The sequence below is a fragment of the Buttiauxella massiliensis genome (genome assembly GCF_902500225.1).
Classification (GTDB): domain Bacteria; phylum Pseudomonadota; class Gammaproteobacteria; order Enterobacterales; family Enterobacteriaceae; genus Buttiauxella; species Buttiauxella massiliensis.
In genome coordinates this window covers 229,962-246,404 of sequence record NZ_LR722648.1, presented here as the reverse complement: position 1 = coordinate 246,404, position 16,443 = coordinate 229,962, and the positions used below count along the sequence as shown (strand labels likewise).

General features: G+C 51.4%; 12 protein-coding genes. 3 read left to right on the top strand and 9 right to left on the bottom strand.

The genetic code is table 11. The annotated features are described in order from the left end of the window. Window positions 1–28: 28 nt before the first annotated feature. The 8 genes from GC128_RS01100 to aqpZ form a co-directional block, all read right to left on the bottom strand. A complete protein-coding gene (locus GC128_RS01100; protein WP_151992932.1) occupies window positions 29–1,036 on the bottom strand; it encodes an NAD-dependent epimerase/dehydratase family protein in 1,008 nt (335 codons plus the stop codon). Window positions 1,037–1,259: 223 nt separating this feature from the next. Continuing rightward, window positions 1,260–2,702 (bottom strand): SDR family oxidoreductase, encoded by a 1,443-nt coding sequence (locus tag GC128_RS01095; protein ID WP_151992740.1) that lies wholly within the window; start codon window positions 2,700–2,702, stop codon window positions 1,260–1,262. A 16-nt stretch (window positions 2,703–2,718) separates the two neighbouring features. Then, a complete protein-coding gene (gene ltaE / locus GC128_RS01090; RefSeq protein WP_151992739.1) occupies window positions 2,719–3,720 on the bottom strand; it encodes a low-specificity L-threonine aldolase in 1,002 nt (333 codons plus the stop codon). A gap of 38 nt (window positions 3,721–3,758) precedes the next feature. Further along, window positions 3,759–5,480, bottom strand: coding sequence for a ubiquinone-dependent pyruvate dehydrogenase (gene poxB / locus GC128_RS01085; protein WP_151992738.1), 1,722 nt, complete (start codon window positions 5,478–5,480; stop codon window positions 3,759–3,761). A gap of 103 nt (window positions 5,481–5,583) precedes the next feature. Beyond that, entirely contained in the window at window positions 5,584–6,552 is a 969-nt protein-coding gene (gene hcr / locus GC128_RS01080; RefSeq protein ID WP_151992737.1) for an NADH oxidoreductase, read from the bottom strand. A 9-nt stretch (window positions 6,553–6,561) separates the two neighbouring features. Beyond that, window positions 6,562–8,214 (bottom strand): hydroxylamine reductase, encoded by a 1,653-nt coding sequence (gene hcp, locus GC128_RS01075; protein WP_151992736.1) that lies wholly within the window; start codon window positions 8,212–8,214, stop codon window positions 6,562–6,564. Window positions 8,215–8,357: 143 nt separating this feature from the next. Continuing rightward, entirely contained in the window at window positions 8,358–9,257 is a 900-nt protein-coding gene (locus tag GC128_RS01070) for a lysine exporter LysO family protein (RefSeq protein WP_064517446.1), read from the bottom strand. Between the two features lie 170 nt (window positions 9,258–9,427). Further along, complete coding sequence (gene aqpZ / locus GC128_RS01065) at window positions 9,428–10,123, bottom strand: aquaporin Z (RefSeq protein ID WP_034456414.1); 696 nt, start codon at window positions 10,121–10,123, stop codon at window positions 9,428–9,430. Window positions 10,124–10,596: 473 nt separating this feature from the next. Between aqpZ and GC128_RS01060 the strand changes: the two genes are divergently transcribed. Further along, window positions 10,597–12,252 (top strand): ATP-dependent endonuclease, encoded by a 1,656-nt coding sequence (locus GC128_RS01060; RefSeq protein WP_151992735.1) that lies wholly within the window; start codon window positions 10,597–10,599, stop codon window positions 12,250–12,252. Window positions 12,253–12,264: 12 nt separating this feature from the next. Here GC128_RS01060 and GC128_RS01055 read toward each other — a convergent pair whose 3' ends face one another. After that, window positions 12,265–13,212, bottom strand: coding sequence for a VirK/YbjX family protein (locus tag GC128_RS01055; RefSeq protein WP_151992734.1), 948 nt, complete (start codon window positions 13,210–13,212; stop codon window positions 12,265–12,267). Window positions 13,213–13,353: 141 nt separating this feature from the next. On the opposite strand from GC128_RS01055, the gene macA reads away from it, so the two are divergent. Next, a complete protein-coding gene (macA, locus tag GC128_RS01050) occupies window positions 13,354–14,469 on the top strand; it encodes a macrolide transporter subunit MacA (protein ID WP_151992733.1) in 1,116 nt (371 codons plus the stop codon). Then, the gene (gene macB, locus GC128_RS01045; protein ID WP_151992732.1) at window positions 14,466–16,412 is read left to right on the top strand and encodes a macrolide ABC transporter ATP-binding protein/permease MacB; all 1,947 of its coding nucleotides are present in this window, start codon (window positions 14,466–14,468) and stop codon (window positions 16,410–16,412) included. The genes macA and macB overlap by 4 nt, the downstream gene beginning before the upstream one ends. The last annotated feature ends 31 nt before the right edge of the window (window positions 16,413–16,443 follow it).

Sequence of the window (16,443 nt, the reverse complement as noted above, 5' to 3'; positions counted from 1 at the left end):
CCTGGCTTAGACTTGAAGGATAACGGGGTTAGCGGTGCAGCGTACCGTGGTCGCGCAGCCAAAGCGCGGTACGACGAATACCTTCATCAAGGGTGATAATCGGTTTATAGCCTAATTCGGTCTCAGCTCGAGTCGTATCCAGCGTTAAATCAAAATTCAGCTTCGACACACCATAGTGAGTCAGCACCGGTTCTTTTGCTGACTTGCTACCCAGACGCTCCATGCTGCGGGCAATCACATCCAGCATAGGGTAGGGCACGGAACGAATCCGGCATTTAATCTCTAACTCATCAATCAATTTCTGCACGATAACGCGTAGAGGACGAGCTTCCATATTCGTGATGTTGTACGCCCGGCCTGACGGCTGCGTTTCACACTGCGTGGCAAGCCACATCGCATGCACCGCATTTTCGATATAAGTCATATCCACCATCGCCTCACCTCCGCGTGGCAACAGCACGCTGCCATAGTGACGCATCATCTGCACCAGACGTGGGAAAAAGACTTTGTCATGCGGACCAAATAAGCTTTGCGGGCGCAGAATCGTGAAACGTGTATGTGGATTTGACTGCGCTAACAGTTGAATCACTTCTTCGCTGGCGGCTTTGCTGCGAGCAAATTCGTTAGCAAAACGGACCGGCCGAAACTCTTCGCTGATATTGCGATGGTGATGGTAATCAAAATAGAGCGACGGCGAGGAAATATGCACGAAGTTGCGCACCCCCCAGGCAACGGCCCATTCACCTAAACGGCGAGTGGCGCGGACGTTGGCGAGATCGAATGCTTCCTGTGTTCCCCACGGAGAGGTAAAGCTTGAGCAATGCCAAAGCGTATCGACATCGGCCAGCATCACTTTAGCCTGCGAAGAAACCAGATCGGTCAGGTCTGCATGAACAAACTCTGCACCCATTTTTTCCAGCAGTTTGCCCATGGCCTCATTACGACCAGTTGCCCGAACGCTGATGCCTTTTGCGCGAAGAAATTCGACCGCGTTTCGGCCTAAACCGCTGGTGGCGCCCGTTACCAGTACCTTCATGTCGACCAACTCATGATAATTGAGATTTACGCTGCGCATTTTTCCGTGAAATGGCGGCGCTTGCAATGGGGAAAGCCAAAGTTTAGGAGGAGTTAACGAACTTTATGTGCCATTCCCCTTAATACTTCAAGTTGCATGTGCGTTGGCTTCCTCGCTCACCCCAGTCACTTACTGATGTAAGCTCCTGGGGATTCACTACGTTGCCGCCTTCCTGCAACTCGAATTATTGTGGGGAAGCTCGTTCGGAAAGTTGGCAAATCCGGCGGGCCATACCTCGAAAAATGAACAGATGAGCGGGGATCATTATCAACCAGTAGAACAAACCTGCGGTTCCATGGGGGTGCCACCAGGCACGAACATCCAGCGTTCGATACTTACCGTGGTCACGCAGTGTGAAGGAAAGCCGCCCAAGTCCCGGCGCTTTCATACCAAACAACAATGTAAGCTCTTTTTGTGGCTCAACAATAATCACTTTCCAGCTATCTACATGGTCGCCTACTTCAAGCATTGGTCTGTCAGGGCGGCCTTTTGCCAGCCGATGCCCGACTAATAGATCCATATAACCACGGGTTTTCCACAAAATATTGCCGAAGAAATACCCCTCTTTCCCACCTATCTGATTAACTACTTGCCACAAATCTGCCAACTCAGCGCTTGTTTTTAGCGTGCAGCCCGCTTGCTTGGGGAAGTAACCGTAATCTGGTCTCCAACGGGCAAATGCCTGGGCGTCATAACCCCAGTCCTGCGAATTAGCGAGTTTGTGTTCATCTTCAAGCGTTGCACGAACGGCATCATCAAAGGTAAGTAACTTTTGCGGGATCAACGCGCGAAGTTCACGATCCTCGGCCAGCAGATCGTGCTTCAACCCCTGGATCAGCGCTTTAGCAATCGTTGGTGGCACCGAAGTGATCATGTTCAGGAACCAGACCGAGATCCAACTGGTCGGCAACGGAATGGGGATAAGAGGGCGACGTTTACCGCTAATTGCCATAAAGCGCTCGAACTGCTGCTGATAGCTTAGTACTTCCGGGCCGGCGGCTTCGAAAACACGATTTTCCTGTGATGGATGATTGAGTAGTTCAGTCAAATAATGCAGCAAGTTTTCGAGTGCGATAGGTGTGGTGCGCGAGCGCACCCAACGTGGGGGCGTGAGTACCGGTAGGTTATAAACCATATCGCGCATGACTTCGAAGGCGGCAGAACCTGCGCCAACAATAATGCCGGCCCGAACTTCAGTTACCGGAACTCCAGCATCACGCAGTATATCGGCGGTGAGCTGGCGAGCGCGCAGGTGTGCGGAATCACCGTCACCTTCGGCAGCTTGCAGTGAGCTCAGAAAGATAAGCTGCTTTACCGGATGTTCTCGTAGTGCATCACGCAAATTGAGCGCAGTCTGGCGTTCATGGGCAACAAAATCAGCGCCGTCGCCCATGCTATGTACCAGGTAGTAAAGGGTATCGATGTTTTCCAGCAGTGCGGGAAGCGCTCCCGGCCATTGTAAATCGACATGGCGGCAAACGACTCCCGGCCAGGGTTGTTTCTCCAGCCACTCGACACGTCTTGCCGCTGCAGTAACATGATGTCCGGCAGCGGCAAGCTTTGGCACCAGATGTTGGCCTATATAGCCGCTAGCACCGAGCACCAGAATGTTTTGTGGCTGTGTCATCGTCCGTGACCTCTGTTTAGCGTTGTAAAAAAGTCTGCCAGTGAGAAACCACTTCGGCCAACTGCTCACGGTTCACATCAAGGTGAATCACCAGGCGAGTTACCGGGCCTGCACTCATCAAAACACCGCGTTCTTTCATGAATTTACCGAGGCTTTCTGCTTGTTCAACCGGCACGCGGACAAACACCATATTGGTATCCTGACGAGAGACATCAACACCGATTTCACGCAATTCGCCAGCCAGCCAATGGGCGTTGGCGTGATCCTCTTTCAGGCGTTGCACGTTATTCTCCAGCGCGTATAAACCCGCCGCCGCCAGAATTCCCGCCTGACGCATGCCACCACCGACCATTTTACGCCAGCGTGTTGCACGCTTGATGTACTCATGGCTGCCGACTAACAGCGAACCGACCGGTGTTCCAAGTCCTTTAGAGAGGCAAATCGTGAAGGTATCGCAGTAGCGCATCACTTCTTCGAGCGTACAGCCATATTCCACCACGGCATTAAAGATACGTGCGCCGTCAACGTGCAAAGCCAGGTTGTGATTGCGGCTAAATTCCCAGGCTTGCTTCAAATACTCGCGCGGCAAAACTTTGCCATTATGGGTGTTTTCAAGGCTGAGCAGTTTGGTTCGCGCAAAGTGGATATCGTCAGGTTTGATTTTCGCGGCTACTTTATCAAGCGGCAGCGAACCGTCCGGGTTAGCGTCAATCGGTTGCGGTTGAATACTGCCTAAAACCGCAGCGCCGCCGGCTTCGTAGAGATAATTGTGGGCAAGTTGCCCAACAATATACTCTTCACCACGTTCGCAATGGCTCAGCAGCGCCACCAGGTTTGCCTGAGTGCCGGTTGGCAGAAATAGCGCGGCTTCTTTGCCGCTGAGTTTGGCGGCGTAATCTTGTAGTTCGTTGACCGTTGGGTCATCACCGTAAACGTCATCGCCAGTGGGGGCTGCCATCATACGTTTGAGCATTTCTTCGCTCGGGCGGGTTACGGTGTCGCTGCGCAAGTCAATCACGGTCGGTCCTTATTAATGTCCTCAATTAAAGAACTGTTTTACCGGAACCAATTCGTTTTCGCCAGTTCGATAACTTCATCACCGCGCCCGCTGATAATGGCGCGCAGCATATACAGGCTGAACCCTTTGGCCTGTTCGAGTTTGATTTGCGGTGGAATTGCCAGTTCATCTTTGGCAACCACCACATCCACCAACACCGGGCCGTCAATGCTTAGGGCTCGTTGCAAGGCATTATCCAGGTCGGCCGCTTTTTCAACACGAATACCGGTGATCCCGCAGGCATTGGCGATATTGGCAAAGTTCGTGTCGTGAAGTTCCGTACCGTCTGTCAGGTAGCCGCCGGCTTTCATTTCCATTGCCACAAAACCCAGCACGCTGTTGTTAAACACCACAATTTTGATCGGCAGTTTCATCTGCACGACCGAGAGAAAATCCCCCATCAGCATGCTGAAACCGCCATCGCCGCACATGGCGATAACTTGCCGGTCTGGTGCGGTCGCTTTTGCGCCCAGCGCCTGTGGCATGGCGTTCGCCATTGAACCGTGGGTAAACGAACCTATCAGACGGCGTTTACCGTTCATTTTCAGATATCGCGCAGCCCACACGGTGGGGGTGCCGACATCGCAGGTGAAAATGGCATCTTCATCGGCGTAATGGCTGATTTGCTGTGCAACGTATTGCGGGTGAACCACGTCGCTATCGCCGGGTTGAGCCAGTTCGTCGAGGCTCTCCCGCGCTTCACGGTAATTATCCAGCGCTTTGTCGAGGAAGCTGCGGTCGGTTTTTTCTTCCAGTAGCGGAATGAGTGCCGCAAGTGTGGCTTTAATATCGCCGACCAGCGCCATATCGACTTTGCTATGCGCACCGATGCTGCCGGGGTTGATATCAATCTGAATGATTTTTGCATCGGTCGGGTAGAAGGCGCGATAGGGGAATTGGGTACCGAGCAGGATCAGCGTGTCGGCGTTCATCATGGTATGGAAACCTGATGAAAAGCCGATTAGCCCGGTCATGCCAACATCGTAAGGGTTATCGTATTCAACGTGTTCTTTGCCGCGCAGTGCGTGAACAATCGGCGCTTTAAGCGTGGCGGCAAACTGCACCAGTTCTTCATGCGCACCCGCACAACCGCTGCCGCACATCAGCGCGATGTTGTCGTTATAACGCAGCAATTGCGCCAGTTTTTTCAGTTCGTCATGGGGTGGCACAATAATTGGTTGTGGTGCCGGATACCAGTGCGTGCTGGCGGTTTCCGGGGCGGGTTTAAGTGCTACGTCGCCGGGCAAGACCACGACCGAAACGCCACGGTTTAATACCGCTTTGCGCATCGCAATCGCCAGTACCTGGGGGATTTGTTCCGGGGATGACACCAGCTCGCAATAATGGCTGCATTCGCGGAACAACTCTTCGGGATGGGTTTCCTGGAAATAACCGCTGCCGATTTCGCTCGATGGAATATGCGCGGCAATGGCCAGCACCGGGACGCGGTTACGGTGGCAGTCGAACAGACCATTGATTAAATGTAGGTTGCCGGGGCCACAGGAACCCGCACACACCGCCAGTTCACCTGATAGGTGGGCTTCTGCGCCTGCGGCAAAAGCGGCGACTTCTTCATGGCGTGTCGGCATCCATTGAATGGTACCCATGCGGTTAAGGCTGTCGCTAAGTCCATTAAGGGAATCCCCCGTGACGCCCCAGATTCGTTTTACACCTGCACTTTCAAGCGTTTTTGCCAGGTAAGCTGCTACGGTCTGTTTCATTGGTTCTCCTTGTCACGATTCAGTTAACGTAAACAAGCTTAGTCAAGGAAACAGAAGAGGCAGGGCAGAAAGTGCCACTCAGCATCTGAGTGGCACGAGTGGATCAAGCGAGAACTAAATCACTTTGCGGGTGGCAGCAACAAGCCAGCACATAACCGTTGGCAACTTCTGCGTCAGTTAATGTCATGGTGCTGCTTACGGTGTATTCACCGGACTCAACTTTGGTTTTACAGCTGCCGCAAACACCTGCACGACAAGCTGCATTCACTTGCACTTTATTGCTTTCCATTGCCGCCAGCAGAGAGCTGCCTACCGGCGCGTAGAACTCGCGCAGCGGTTTTAACGTGGTGAACTTCAAACCGCTTTCGACAGGTGCGGCGACCGGCGTAAAGAACTTCTCCGCATAAAATGCGCTCACGCCTAACGCCTGAACTTCTTTTTCCACCCATTCCATATACGGATCAGGGCCGCAGGTCATGACGGTGCGCGAGGCAATATCCGGCACGCAAGCCAGAATTTCGCGAGTAATGCGCCCGGAGATGAAACCGTGCGTCGCGTTATTCTCGGCCACCAGTGTCACCGGGTAATCACGCCATTCGTCAGCAAAAATCACATCTTCTGGTGAGCGAACGTTATAAATAACCTGCACGTCGGCCTGTGGGCGGTGCTTTGCCAGCCAGCGGCGCATCGACATAATTGGCGTTACGCCACAACCGGCTGCCATCAACAGATAGCGGTCGGTGGTGAGATTTTCACAGGTAAATTCCCCCTGGCCTTCAGACAGCCAGAGGTAATCACCGGGTTTCACGTCCTGGGTTAGCCATGCGGAACCAACGCCATTTTCGATACGGCGGATGGTCAGCGTGACGAACGGGCTGAGTCCCGGCGTGGAAGAAATGGTGTAAGCCCGTAGCGTTTCATCGCTATCACGAATACTCACCAGTGCATATTGCCCGGCCTTGTAAGGATAAAAGTCGTGATTGATCAGCGACAGCGTCCAGACATCCGGCGTTTCCTGATGAATATGATGCACCTGCATGCGGTACGGGCACAGTGGCGTTGGCATAGTCATGGCTTCTCCTTATGCACCCATCAGCTGTTTAATATCGTCATCAACAGTCGTGATGGCGCGCAGGCCAAATTTCTCATTGAGCACAGCCAACAGATTTGGCGTCAGGAAGGCCGGTGTGGTAGGGCCGGCGACGATATTGGTGACGCCCAGCGACAGCAGGGTCAGCAGGATAACAATCGCTTTTTGCTCAAACCACGAAAGCACCAGGCTCAGTGGTAGGTCGTTCACGCCACAACCGAGTTTTTCAGCAAGTGTTACAGCAAGAATGATTGCTGAGTAAGCATCGTTACACTGACCGGCATCGATCAGGCGTGGCAGTCCTTCAATATCGCCGAAGTCCAGTTTGTTAAAGCGATATTTACCGCAGGCAAGTGTCAGGATCAGGCAGTCTTTCGGCACGCTGGTGGCGAAATCAGTAAAGTAGCTACGCTCGCCGCGTTCACCGTCACAGCCGCCCACAAGGAAGATGTGGCGCAGTTTTTCACGGCTAACCAGGTCAATAAGGGTATCAGCCGCACCCAGCAGCGTCTGACGGCCAAAGCCGACAGTAATCAGGTGTTCGATTTCGCTATATGGGAAGCCCGCCATTTGCGTAGCCTGGGTGATGACTGATGTGAAATCATCGCCTTCGAGGTGGCTAACGCCCGGCCAGCCGACAATGCTACGGGTCCAGATACGGTCAGTATATGAGCCGACTTCCGGGTTGATGATGCAGTTTGAGGTCATCACGATTGGGCCAGGGAAGCGGGCGAACTCGCTTTGCTGGTTCTGCCAGCCGCTGCCGTAGTTACCAACCAAATGTTTGAATTTGCGCAGTTCCGGGTAGCCATGCGCTGGCAGCATTTCGCCATGGGTATAGACGTTTACGCCTGTGCCTTCAGTTTGTTCCAGCAGATTATAGAGATCTTTAAGATCATGGCCGGAAATCAAAACACATTTGCCAGCGACTGGGCGCACATTCACTTGCGTAGGTGTTGGGTGACCGTATTTCTCGGTTTCGCCCTGGTCCAGAATGCTCATCACTTTGAAGTTCATCTGGCCGATTTCCATGGAGCACTCAAGCAGTGCGCCCATGTCCGCAGGCCAAGTGCCGAGCCACGCCATAATTTTGTGGTACTGCGCATAGATATCGTTGTCGTACTGGCCAAGAACGTGGGCGTGTTCCATATACGCCGCCGCACCTTTCAGGCCGTACAAGCACAGCAGGCGCAGGCCAAGAATATCGTCACCAATTTCTGCTTTGTCGCGGTTTGGCGCGAACTCAGCCGCCTGACGCTGCAGGTCGCCCAAATCGTTGCTGACCAGTTGCAGCTCAGCCATTGGATTGGTGACGGTAATGTTTGGGTTAATCGCGAGGGTGCGAGCTTTCAGGCTTTCGCGCGCAATTATGGCTTCGCGGGCGTAGCCAACGATGCGCGGAGAGTCGAAGTTAACGTTGGTCAGCGTTGAGAAAAAGGCACGCGGTGCAAAGTGATCAACTTCATGACTGATGATGCCGACTTCACGTGCGGCCAGTGCCCATGCAGATAAACCCTGCAGTGTTGCGATCAACAAATCTTGTAGGTCTGATGTTTCAGCCGTTTTCCCGCACATGCCCTGAGCATAAGAGCAGCCGTTGCCCGCAGGGGTGCGGATTGTTTGTTCACATTGCACACAAAACATGATCGTACCTTTTAAAGTTATATTTAATATACATGTTTAAGGCTATACTCAGTGCCGCACAGGGAAAAGGTATTTCTGATCCAACTTAAAAGGAGATTGATTTAGCGCAATTTTGGCGGCAGAAACCTACCGCCAATGAGGTATCAGGAAGCGAAAAACGCCATGAGAAGCGGGGTGAGTAAGCTGAGGATGAATCCGTGAACAATCGCCGCTGGAACAATTTCCAGCCCTCCGCTGCGCTGTAAAACAGGCAGGGTGAAGTCCATCGACGTTGCGCCAGACAACCCGAGGGCGGTTGAACGGCTACGGCGTACTAGCCCGGGAATCAACATGATGGCAATTAGCTCTCGCGCCAGGTCATTAAAGAATGCCGCACTACCAATTACTGGTCCGTAGGATTCAGTCATCAAAATACCCGACAGTGAATACCAGCCGAATCCCGATGCCATCGCTAAACCAGTCTTAATCGGTAGGTCGAGAATAAAGGCGTTGATAACACCACCGGCAAGTGAACTCAGTGCCACGACTACTGCCACGATCATACCGCGCCGATTAAGCACAATCTGTTTTAACGTCATACCGCTATTACGCAGTTGGATACCAACCAGCAACAACAGGAATATAAGTGTGTATTCGCTGGCGTCGGTCGCGTGATGCAGAATTGGCCAGCCAGTCAGGCCAAGTAGAAAACCAGCTATCACCACGAAGCATAATTTTAGTGATTCCAGCGCCATCGCAATTCGTGAAGGGAGTTTTTCTTGCTCGTGATTGTGTCGCCATGGCATGGAACGCTCAAGCCAAAGCAGCGCCGCTGCGTTACATAACAGCAGAACCACGACGGTGACCGCAGCGTAATGAAGGATTGCAAGCAGGTTACTTGCCAGGTTATCGAGAAATGCGAGGCTGATGCCCATGAAAAATAAAATCACATACACAATCCAGCTCAATAGGCGATTAATGAGCTTTAACAGACTGGTTTGTTTCAGAGGAATCAGATAACCGATAATCAGCGGCACTAAGATAATTAACAATCCCGAAAACATGGTGCGGACAATCCTTGCGATAGAAGTAACGACGTATGTCACACTACCCAAAGAAAGAGAATGAGTAAAGCTACGAAAAAAAAGGATTTTTATGCAGGTTGAGGATTTGGTGCAGGGCAAGTAAATACAGCGCCACCAGCCAAATTGAAGCCGGTGACGCTTGAGTCAAATTAGTTACGTTTTTCCAGCAATGTCCGGTAGATAACACCACCCAGGATACCGCCAATAATTGGCATTACCCAGAACAGCCACAATTGCTGTAATGCCCAACCGCCCTGGAAGATAGCAACGGCAGTACTACGTGCTGGGTTCACAGAGGTATTGGTGACTGGGATGCTAATCAGGTGAATCAAGGTTAACGCAAGGCCGATAGCAATAGGTGCAAAGCCCGCTGGTGCAAACTTATCGGTTGCCCCATGGATCACAATCAAGAAGCCGCAGGTTAAGACGATTTCAATAATGATTGCTGACAACATGGAGTAATGGTCTGGTGAATGTTCACCATAACCATTAGACGCAAAACCGCTTGCTGCTGCATCAAAGCCACTTTTGCCGCTGGCAACTAAATAAAGAATACCGGCTGCAACAATACCGCCAATCACTTGCGCCACAATATAACCAATAACATCTTTAGCTGGGAAACGTCCGCCAGCCCACAAGCCCAGAGTGACTGCTGGGTTAAAGTGACCGCCGGAAATATGACCAACTGCATAGGCCATAGTTAATACAGTTAAACCAAATGCTAATGCCACACCGACAAAACCAATCCCTAACTCAGGATATGCCGCTGCCAACACTGCACTCCCACAACCACCAAATACCAACCAGAATGTGCCAAAGAATTCTGCCGCTAATTTCCTAAACATAACCACCTCTGCATTTCAAAAACAGTGAATCCCGGGTGATGTAAATAAAGGCATCTACCCGATTATTGTTTGTTACAACCGTTTAAGACGTAACGTAAATAATAAAAGAGCAGCAATGTTAATGAGTTCACTTAGTTAGAGCCACACTATAAAATCCTAAAAAATTGATTTAGGGCAATGAGATGGCATTCCTATCAAGAATAAACACGTTGGAAGTATAGAAGAGTTTTTAATAAAGTAAGAATTGTCTTGTATTAAACGCACTTTTTATCAGTTGGTGGAATTACAAGTGATAGCAATAAAATTATTTGTTTATTTTTGGAACGAATAAAAATGGCAAAATTAATACTATCCTGCTACGCCACAAATAACTCGACGGGCTAACCTGCCGCCAGAGGGGGAAAGGTATATACTCGAGCTATGCAGGCTGTGGCGTGTAGCTAAAGGAAAGCATTAACCAATCTGGAGGGATTATGTTTCTCGAGCGTGTAGAAATTGTCGGATTCAGGGGTATTAACCGTCTATCGTTAATGCTTGAGCAAAATAACGTTTTGATTGGCGAAAACGCATGGGGTAAATCCAGCTTGCTGGATGCGCTCACTTTGTTGCTGTCACCGCACGAAACTCTCTATCACTTCGGTCGTGACGATTTCTACTTCCCTCCGGGCGATCTACAAGGCCGGGAGCACCATCTACACATTGTGCTGACCTTTCGGGAAACAGCACCTGGCCATCATCTCGGGCGGCGTTACCGCTCACTGTCGCCTGTATGGGTGGAAGGGAATGATGGCTTCCATCGCATCATGTATCGTCTGGTCGGTGAGCTTGCGGACGATGGCACAATTCTGACGCTACGCAGCTTCCTTGATAACAACGGTCACTCCGTTGAGCTTGATGATATTGATACGCTTGCCAGGCAAATTATCCGTCTCAACCCCGTGTTACGCTTACGTGATGCGCGATTTATGCGCCGCCTGCGCAACGATAGCATCCCGGTAATGCCAGAAACTGAGATGACGGCCCGTCAGCTTGATTTCCTCGCGCGTGAACTGGTTTCTCGCCCGCAAAATCTCACAGATTCACAGTTGCGCCAGGGGCTGTCGGCCATGGTGCAATTGCTTGAACACTATTTTTCTGAGCAGGGTGCTGTTGCGCATCAGCGGCTGTTACGACGTCGCTCGCACGATGAGCAACGAAGCTGGCGTTATCTGGATGTCATCAACCGCATGATAGACAAACCCAATAGTCGTGCTCACCGCATGATCTTACTGGGAATGTTTTCAACACTTCTGCAAGCAAAAGGAACCGTAGCGCTGGATAAAGACGCGCGCCCCCTGTTGCTGGTGGAAGATCCGGAAACGCGGCTACACCCTATTATGTTGTCAGTGGCCTGGCATTTATTAAATCTGCTACCGCTACAAAAAATCACCACCACCAATTCCGGTGAATTGTTATCACTCACCCCGGTTGAGAATGTCTGTCGTCTGGTGCGTGAATCTTCGAAAGTTGCTGCATGGCGGCTCGGTCCTGGCGGGATGAATGCTGAAGATAGCCGTCGCATTGCGTTTCACATCCGCTTTAATCGGGCATCATCACTGTTTGCTCGCTGCTGGTTGTTAGTCGAAGGGGAAACAGAGGTGTGGGTGATGAACGAACTGGCGCGCCAGTGTGGGCACCATTTTGACGCCGAAGGGGTGAAGGTCATAGAGTTTGCACAGTCTGGTCTACGCCCCTTGATAAAATTTGCGAGGCGCATGGGTATTGAATGGCATGTGCTGGTTGATGGCGATGAAGCGGGCAAAAAATATGCGTCTGTGGTGCGCGGCATTCTGGAAAATGACCGCGATCAGGAACGCGACCATCTGACGACATTGCCTGCGATGGACATGGAGCATTTCATGTATCGTCAGGGGTTTGCAGATGTTTTCCACCGTGTGGCACAGCTTCCCGAAAATGTGCCGATGAATATGCGGCGCATTATTGTAAAAGCCATCCACCGTTCTTCTAAGCCTGACCTGGCTATTGAAGTGGCGATGGAGGCTGGCAGGCGTGGTGTTGATGCTGTGCCTTCGCTGTTGCGAAAAATGTTCTCACGTGTCTTATGGCTGGCGCGTGGCCGTGCTGATTAGCCCGGCAGTTGCTTAAAACTGCTGCTCAATATGCGTTGTCATCTCATCGAGCAAATTGTAGCGGCGGCGATACTCAGCGCGTTTTTTGCTGGCGATATCCTCAAGGGGTTTGCGAGCCACGCTTAAAGGCATGCTAAAGAAACCTTCTGGCAATAACTCACCGCTCATTGATTGCCAGAAGCTATCGTAATCAGCATGGATTTTGTCTTTCTTCTTTTTCGCATAGCGCCATGAGCGATAGATATGCGAGCTGTTGCTGACCGCAAGGATTTTTTTCGCTCCTAAATGGCGAGCCAGTTGGCAGGCAGCTTCAAGAACCAGGCGTTTTGGGAACAATCCGTGACAGGCTTTCGTGGCGACCTGGATATATTCATGGGGTACGTCGCTTTGAGCTCCCTGCAATCCGCCGATAAACAGTGTCTTTTGGCCCTGATGCTGGCACAAAGTGAAGGTTAATCCAGCAAGCGTAATTCCATCCTGGCGGGTGAAGGTCAACGTCGCTTCACCTTCTTTGTCGAGATTGGCGATGGCGCAAAAATTCAGGTAGTAGAAGCATTCATCTTTACCCGTTATGGTTGCCAGGCGTGCACCTTTTTCTGAAAAGTGCTGCTGTAGTAGGGTTACAGGCAGAGCATTGGTCAGCTCGTTGTAGTGGAAAGACAATGCATTCGCCACAGCCTTGCGGTTAAAATTCGTTGTTAAATAAGGGCGATGGGTTCGGCAGGGTAAACCAGGCTGCACGTTAAGCAGTTTTTCAAGCCAGGGCTGATGAGATAAATCGCTCAGTAAACGTGCCGTAGCCCATGGATTTGCCAGTGACCGCAGGACAAACTTGCGGCGGTAAGCCGGATTTTTCCACGCGCTACCAGGCGTCCACTGTCCCTTTGCCAGACAAAGAAATAGCTGCCATCCACTAAGTTGCGGTGTTGAAATAAGTTCGTCTACGGTAATTGGCGACATGATTGAAACCTGGTTGATAAAGAATGGTGTAATTTCACCACTCTTAAGTTCAATGAATGTTCAATCAGTAGCCACAGAGCGGTAGACTCGCGGTTTTTGTTGAGACTTCATTTAATTAGCCAGTCTGTTTGCAGGATACCTATGAGATTCAAGGGAAAAATAAAAAAACGTTATTGGCTTCTGGGCCTGTTGGTATTGCTGTTCGTCATTTGGCTCTGGAAGTTTCTGAATGCGCCAGCGCCGGTTTATCAGACCATGATTGTGCGTAAAGGCGAGCTGCAACAAACGGTGCTAGCGACGGGTAAACTCGATGCTTTGCGTAAAGTTGACGTGGGTGCCCAGGTCAGCGGGCAGCTAAAAACGTTGTCGGTAAACATCGGCGATAAAGTGAAGAAAGATCAGCTGTTGGGGGTTATCGATCCCGAACAAGCACAAAACCAGATTAAAGAAGTGGAAGCGACATTAATGGAGTTGCGTGCTCAGCGGCGCCAGGCTGTGGCACAGTCCAAACTTGCGCAAGTGACGTTAAACCGCCAGCGGGCGCTGGCCAAAACGCAGGCAATATCACAGCAAGATCTGGATACCGCAGTGACCGATCTGGAAGTCAGGCAGGCGCAAATTGGCACTATTGACGCGCAAATTAAACGTAATCAGGCCTCATTAGATACGGCAAAAACTAACCTTGATTACACGCAGATTGTGGCACCGATGGCAGGTGAAGTGACGGAAATCACCACCAAACAAGGCCAGACGGTGATTGCGGCTCAGCAAGCACCGAACATTCTGACACTTGCTGATCTCGGGACCATGTTAGTGAAGGCGCAGGTTTCTGAAGCGGACGTGATTCACCTAAAACCTGGTCAAAAAGCCTGGTTCACGGTGCTCGGTGATCCATTGACGCGTTATGAAGGCGTGCTCATTGATATTCTGCCGACGCCGGTTAAGGTCAACGACGCGATCTTCTATAACGCCCGTTTCGAAGTCCCGAACCCGAAAGGCGTGTTGCGTCTGGAAATGACAGCGCAGGTACATATTCAGCTTGGTGGCGTGAAAGACGTGTTAACCATACCGCTTGCCGCTCTGGGCGAGCCGGTCGGTGATAACCGCTATAAAGTTTCGGTTTTACGCAACGGTGAAACCCGTGACCGCGAAATTACTATCGGTATGCGTAATGACACCCAGGCGCAAGTTGCCACTGGCCTCACCGAAGGTGAAGAAGTGGTGACTGGCAAAAGCACCGCCGGGAGTGCGCCATGACAGCACTGCTTGAGCTACGGGATATTCGCCGTAGCTATCCGTCGGGAGACGAACAAGTTGAAGTGCTTAAAGGCATCAATATCACGATTGAAGCCGGTGAGATGGTGGCGATTGTCGGGGCGTCAGGTTCTGGTAAATCCACGCTGATGAACATTCTTGGCTGTCTGGATAAACCCAGCAGCGGTAGTTACAAAGTGGCCGGCCAGGACACGGCACTCCTGGACAGCGATGCACTTGCGACGTTACGCCGTGAGCACTTTGGTTTTATCTTCCAGCGCTACCATTTGCTCTCGCATCTGAACGCGACCCAAAACGTGGAAGTGCCAGCGGTGTATGCCGGTACGGCGCGTGTTTACCGCCAGCAACGTGCACGAGCGTTGTTGATGCGCCTGGGGCTCGCTGAGCGCGTCGACTACTTGCCTTCACAGCTTTCCGGCGGGCAGCAGCAGCGCGTCAGTATCGCTCGCGCTCTGATGAATGGTGGGCAGGTCATTCTTGCTGATGAGCCAACTGGCGCGCTGGATAGCCACTCTGGCGAAGAGGTGATGGCAACACTCAAGCAACTGCGTGAGCAGGGGCATACTGTCATTATTGTGACGCACGATCCTTCCATTGCCGCGCAGGCGCAGCGTGTTATCGAGATTCACGATGGTGAGATTATCAGTAATCCTCCTTCTGTTATTCAACAGACTGGTGCACCGAAAGAGGTGAAACCACAGCCCGCAAACTCGGCATTTCAGCAAACACTTAGCAGTTTCCGCGAAGCATTTACCATGGCCTGGCTGGCGCTGGCGGCGAATAAAATGCGCACTCTGTTAACCATGCTTGGGATCATTATCGGTATTGCTTCGGTGGTATCGATAGTCATTGTCGGTGATGCAGCAAAACAGATGGTGTTGCAGGATATTCGCTCGATAGGTACCAATACGATTGATATCTATCCAGGTAAAGATTTTGGCGACGATGACCCGCAGTACCAGCAGGCGCTGAAATACGATGACCTGGCAGCAATAAGCCAGCAACCGTGGGTCAGGTCAGCCACACCTGCGCTTTCAAGCAACTTACGTTTACGTTATGGCAATGTTGATGCGGCCGCCAGCGTGAACGGTGTCAGCAGCCAGTATTTTAACGTCTATGGCATGACCTTTAGCGAAGGGAATACCTTTAACGAAGAGCAGCTGGCAGGGCGCGCACAGGTGGTGGTGCTGGACAGCAACACCAAACGGCAATTGTTTCCGAATAAAGCCAATGTAGTGGGTGAGATTGTGCTGGTGGGGAATATGCCTGCGACAGTAATCGGTGTGGCGCAAGAGAAGCAGTCGATGTTCGGCAGCAGTAAAATTTTGCGAGTCTGGCTGCCGTATAACACCATGGCTGGGCGAGTGATGGGGCAAAGCTGGCTGAACTCCATCACTGTGCGCGTCAACGAAGGCTACAACAGTCACGAGGCAGAGCAGCAGCTCAACCGTTTGTTGCAGTTACGTCACGGTAAGAAAGATTTCTTCACCTACAATATGGACGGACTGTTGAAAACGGCAGAAAAGACTACACGTACTCTGCAGATGTTCCTGACTTTGGTGGCGGTCATTTCGTTATTGGTAGGCGGTATTGGCGTGATGAATATCATGCTGGTGTCGGTAACCGAGCGCACCAAAGAAATTGGCATTCGCATGGCAGTTGGCGCACGAGCCAGTGATGTATTGCAGCAGTTTTTGATTGAGGCTGTGCTGGTGTGCCTGGTAGGAGGCGCGTTGGGGATTTCGTTATCTCTGCTGATTGCCTTCACGCTGCAACTGGTTTTACCGGGCTGGGAAATTGGTTTCTCGCCGATGGCATTGTTAACCGCATTTGCCTGTTCGACTGCGACGGGAATTATTTTTGGCTGGCTGCCAGCGAGAAATGCCGCAAGATTGAACCCGATTGATGCGCTGGCGCGTGAATAATTTTAATCTGAGATATGACGATTGGTTATAG

Bases quoted from the DNA above. Each gene is read 5' to 3' on its own strand.
- poxB (WP_151992738.1), bottom strand. From the start codon at position 5,480: ATGAAACAGACCGTAGCAGCTTACCTGGCAAAAACGCTTGAAAGTGCA.
- macB (WP_151992732.1), top strand. From the start codon at position 14,466: ATGACAGCACTGCTTGAGCTACGGGATATTCGCCGTAGCTATCCGTCG.
- GC128_RS01100 (WP_151992932.1), bottom strand. From the start codon at position 1,036: ATGAAGGTACTGGTAACGGGCGCCACCAGCGGTTTAGGCCGAAACGCG.
- GC128_RS01060 (WP_151992735.1), top strand. From the start codon at position 10,597: ATGTTTCTCGAGCGTGTAGAAATTGTCGGATTCAGGGGTATTAACCGT.
- macA (WP_151992733.1), top strand. From the start codon at position 13,354: ATGAGATTCAAGGGAAAAATAAAAAAACGTTATTGGCTTCTGGGCCTG.
- GC128_RS01095 (WP_151992740.1), bottom strand. From the start codon at position 2,702: ATGACACAGCCACAAAACATTCTGGTGCTCGGTGCTAGCGGCTATATA.
- aqpZ (WP_034456414.1), bottom strand. From the start codon at position 10,123: ATGTTTAGGAAATTAGCGGCAGAATTCTTTGGCACATTCTGGTTGGTA.
- GC128_RS01070 (WP_064517446.1), bottom strand. From the start codon at position 9,257: ATGTTTTCGGGATTGTTAATTATCTTAGTGCCGCTGATTATCGGTTAT.
- hcp (WP_151992736.1), bottom strand. From the start codon at position 8,214: ATGTTTTGTGTGCAATGTGAACAAACAATCCGCACCCCTGCGGGCAAC.
- GC128_RS01055 (WP_151992734.1), bottom strand. From the start codon at position 13,212: ATGTCGCCAATTACCGTAGACGAACTTATTTCAACACCGCAACTTAGT.
- hcr (WP_151992737.1), bottom strand. From the start codon at position 6,552: ATGACTATGCCAACGCCACTGTGCCCGTACCGCATGCAGGTGCATCAT.